The following is a 3,703-nucleotide window of genomic DNA, read 5'->3' as shown; positions in this document are numbered from 1 at the left end:
CAGCATTGAGATTTCATCAATAATCAGGACCTGCGCATTTTCCAGATGCTCTTTTAAATATTTGCGCTCTTTCATCCGTTTGAGATCGTCATCACTCAAATGGTCTTTAATCCCAATACCCGCCCAGGTATGAATGGTCATGCCATTCATGTGGGTTGCGGCAATCCCTGTAGATGCAGTAATGGCAACAGGCACCTTGCGTGCCTTTAGATAATTAATGTATTGATTAAGCGTATAGGTTTTTCCTGCACCTGCTGAACCCGTTAAAAAAACATTTTCTCCAGCTTTCAATAATTTCAGTGCAGTCTCTTGTTTCATAATTTCATCAGGTAAAAGTAGCAACCCATAGCTTACTGATTTTTTCTCAAAAATAAAAACCTAAACCGATCTGGAAAACCGCTCATATCTCAGATTGCCATTGACATCCAGATGTTTTCATTTAATGTGTTGATGAATGAATTTAGACTTTACATCAAAAATGAATACTTTAAATTTTTATACTTATCAACCAGATATCCTAGGGAATGGTTATCAGCAACTGACCCTGAACTTTGCTGATGATTATGATGGGAAAGTTGTTGCCACATTGGTGCGAAAAAAAGCTGCTCAGGCCACCAAAAAGGCTGTGTTGTATGTTCATGGCTTCGCTGATTATTTCTTTCAAAAAGAAATGGCTGAACAGTTTAACCAGCATGGCTATGACTTCTACGCACTTGACCTTAGAAAATATGGGCGTTCCAAACTCCCCCATCAAACCCTCTATTACGTGCGGGATTTACGTGAATATGATGCTGAAATCAGCAAGTCACTGGAGATCATTAGTCAGGAAAACCATAATCAGGTTTTGCTTGCTGGACATTCAACAGGTGGCTTGATCACAACCCTATATGCAGCACACTATCCTGACCATCGTCTGGTTAAGGCGTTATGGGCAAATAGTCCATTTTATGATTTCTTTAAGAGCATCATTGAGAAAAAAGTGGGGATTCCATTGCTGAGTGAATTTGGCAAGCGTTTCCCAAATGCCAAGTTTCCAAGCGGTCTAAACCCGTGGTATGTACCAAGTTTGCATAAAAAATTTCATGGTGAATGGGAGTTCAATCTGGAATGGAAACCTGAATCCATGCCATTTGTACAACTGTGCTTTGTGCATGCCATCCATGAAGCGCAAAAAGAAATCCATAAAGGCATTACACTGAATATTCCAACCCTGATCATGCATTCACATCAATCCAAATATCCTAAAAAATGGGGAATTGATGCCCAACAAAGCGACGTCATTCTTGATGTCAAAGACATGACCAATAATGCCAAAAAAATGAAAGGTGATATACAGACTTTATCAGTACACAACGGTTTGCATGATCTGGTACTTTCAGCCCCACCAGTACGGGAAAAAGTATACCAAGACTTATTTGCCTGGCTTGAGCAAAAAATGCCTTAACTCACTTCCAATATAGTGACCTGATAAACCATGAATACGATGGCAGTTTCATTACCTAAAACAGTTTATGCAATTCAACATCTTGCCTTTGAGGATTTAGGTTCTCTGGAAGATGCTTTTTATAAACTTGGCTTCCGCGTCCGTTATTTCGAAGCGGGTGTTGACGATCTCAGCCCAGCCCTCAATTATGAGGGTTTAACCATCATCCTCGGTGGGCCAATTGGTGTTTATGAAACTGAGGACTACCCTTTCCTGATTGATGAGATTGCGTTGCTTAAACAGCGTTTGGCAGCCAATAAACCCACCATTGGTATTTGTCTGGGGGCGCAGTTAATTGCTCATGCACTGGGTGCCAAAGTCTATGCTGGACACCAAAAAGAGATTGGCTGGGGCAAACTGGACATTCAGCCTGTTGCTGAAAATATTCTGGCAGCGCTTGAAGATACCCATGTGTTGCACTGGCATGGTGATACATTTGACCTGCCAGACAATGCAGCCTTGCTAGCGAGTTCAGCTATTTATCCCCATCAAGCCTTTGCGATCGGAAAGCAGATTTTAGCCTTACAGTTTCATCTGGAAGTGAATCAAAACAGCTTTGAGAAATGGTTGATTGGTCATACCTGCGAAATACGTCATGCCAATTTGTCTATTCCCCAGTTAAGACAGGATAATCTGCTTTATGCAGCCCAATTGGAAAATCAGGCACAAAAAATTATCCAACGTTTTTTAGAAAATCTCAGCCATTAAAATAAAATGGTGGAAATCAAAAAGCCTAGATGTTCTAGGCTTTTGCGGCTTTAGACACCTAAATGATTAATGCTGTTGAATTGATTTTTGCATCTGTGTCGTATTCTGCTTCTGTTGCGATGGCATATAATCAGGCTCATTGCTAACAGCAAGAAAGAAGAAGACTAAAAACAAACAGCCTAATAAAATACTGATTCCAACGGTGAGATATGGAAATTTTGCTTGCTCTTTAGACATATCGTCTGCTCCTATTTAAATACTAAAATTCAATACTGCATCATCTACATCATGGATAATGCCCTGTAACTGGCACCATTTTGAATACGGGTTTGCATATATTCAGCATAGACCGACAACTTTTCAAAAATGTGTTCTGAATAAAACATATCTTCAATTAAATGAGTGGCCTGTTTTTGGCTAAACTGGCCAATCTGTGCCACCAGTTGCGCATTCAGGTTCGAAAACAAAGTACAAATCGTTTTATGAAACTCATCTTTGTTTTTAAACAATAATTTTCGGGTATTAATCAATTTATCATTAACACTACGTTCTGTTGTATCGCAGCAAATCACGTCAATTTTTATCTGCAAATAATCCTGCAAGATTTGAATTTGATCCTGATTTACAGGTAAATGTGTAATCAAGAAAAGATGGGAAATATCTGTTCGACAGAGGGCTTTAACCAAAGCTCGAAACAGAAAATCAGCTTCTTTTTTAGGCTGTTCAACCAAATCCACATAAAGCTTTAGGCTTTGGAGCACTTCTTCAATTTTTAAATTGACACTTTTCTCAGCCTGATAATATTGATTCAGGATCGCCAAAACAGCGGTTGAAATCGGTGTTGTATAAATCACGGGCTGATTTAAATTGGCAATAATAAATGGGGCAAACAAATACCCAAGATTATTGTCATTTTCCTCTATTTTTGCTTGCACAATATAAGCGACTTTTTCTTTAGAAAAGTCTCTTAATACCTTGCCTCGTAACAAGGTTGCTTCAAGATTTACATAGTCAAGATGTAGCTGTTCTTGTACTGCTTGCGAAACCTCGCCATCCTGAAAAAGCTGGGTTATCGCATTAAGTTCTTTAGTTACAAACATCGCCCTATACACCTTTCAGCCAAACCATTGTCTTCTGATTGATCTGTACGTTTTGTATATTATTTAACAAGCCGTACCATTCTTGGTGTTATTTTGTAGAACATATCAATCGCTGAATAGCTACAGAGGCTGTCTAAAAAAATATAACAGATGATTTATTTCCATCCCATCTGTTATAAAATTAGATAAATTACTCACAATACTCATAAACAGGTTCTCATTTTGGATTCAGTACCTTATGTATAAAGCAGAACAGTTAGCGCATAACCTGAAACTTCTCATTCAAAACGGGACATGGAAGCCGCACAGCAAACTGCCATCTTTACGTGAACAGGTACAACGCTCAGGCTTTAGCCTCATCACGGTCATGAACGCCTATCAGGAGCTGGAAGCGCAAGGATTGATTTATTCC

The 3,703-nt window shown here is 39.1% G+C and carries 6 protein-coding genes; 3 read left to right on the top strand and 3 right to left on the bottom strand.

Features of this window, described 5'->3' with window-relative positions; translation table 11 throughout:
* The coding region (locus B4H32_RS09760; protein WP_286802669.1) for an AAA family ATPase at positions 1–318 on the bottom strand (318 nt) is incomplete at its 3' end.
* Positions 319–478: 160 nt separating this feature from the next.
* Between B4H32_RS09760 and B4H32_RS09755 the strand changes: the two genes are divergently transcribed.
* Positions 479–1,444 carry an alpha/beta hydrolase gene (locus tag B4H32_RS09755; RefSeq protein WP_034431202.1) on the top strand — a complete coding sequence of 322 codons (966 nt, stop codon included), beginning with the start codon at positions 479–481 and terminating at the stop codon, positions 1,442–1,444.
* A gap of 30 nt (positions 1,445–1,474) precedes the next feature.
* Positions 1,475–2,191 (top strand): glutamine amidotransferase, encoded by a 717-nt coding sequence (locus tag B4H32_RS09750; protein ID WP_286802667.1) that lies wholly within the window; start codon positions 1,475–1,477, stop codon positions 2,189–2,191.
* A 66-nt stretch (positions 2,192–2,257) separates the two neighbouring features.
* Here the strand turns inward: B4H32_RS09750 and B4H32_RS09745 are convergent, their stop codons facing one another.
* Both B4H32_RS09745 and B4H32_RS09740 read right to left on the bottom strand, forming a co-directional pair.
* Positions 2,258–2,428 carry a cbb3-type cytochrome oxidase assembly protein gene (locus tag B4H32_RS09745; protein ID WP_004677895.1) on the bottom strand — a complete coding sequence of 57 codons (171 nt, stop codon included), beginning with the start codon at positions 2,426–2,428 and terminating at the stop codon, positions 2,258–2,260.
* 44 nt (positions 2,429–2,472) lie between these two features.
* Positions 2,473–3,291 (bottom strand): hypothetical protein, encoded by an 819-nt coding sequence (locus B4H32_RS09740; protein WP_004681003.1) that lies wholly within the window; start codon positions 3,289–3,291, stop codon positions 2,473–2,475.
* Positions 3,292–3,529: 238 nt separating this feature from the next.
* Between B4H32_RS09740 and B4H32_RS09735 the strand changes: the two genes are divergently transcribed.
* On the top strand, positions 3,530–3,703 hold a 174-nt coding region (locus B4H32_RS09735), incomplete at its 3' end, for a GntR family transcriptional regulator (RefSeq protein WP_286802673.1).

Origin of the sequence: Acinetobacter sp. UBA2063 (assembly GCF_002333245.1) — a bacterium.
GTDB classification, from domain to species: Bacteria; Pseudomonadota; Gammaproteobacteria; order Pseudomonadales; family Moraxellaceae; genus Acinetobacter; species Acinetobacter parvus.
This window is presented reverse-complemented; position numbering and strand designations above follow the sequence as displayed.

Excerpts from the sequence above, each read along its gene's own strand:
- B4H32_RS09755 (WP_034431202.1), top strand. The coding sequence starts at position 479 with ATGAATACTTTAAATTTTTATACTTATCAACCAGATATCCTAGGGAAT.
- B4H32_RS09750 (WP_286802667.1), top strand. The coding sequence starts at position 1,475 with ATGAATACGATGGCAGTTTCATTACCTAAAACAGTTTATGCAATTCAA.
- B4H32_RS09745 (WP_004677895.1), bottom strand. The coding sequence starts at position 2,428 with ATGTCTAAAGAGCAAGCAAAATTTCCATATCTCACCGTTGGAATCAGT.
- B4H32_RS09740 (WP_004681003.1), bottom strand. The coding sequence starts at position 3,291 with ATGTTTGTAACTAAAGAACTTAATGCGATAACCCAGCTTTTTCAGGAT.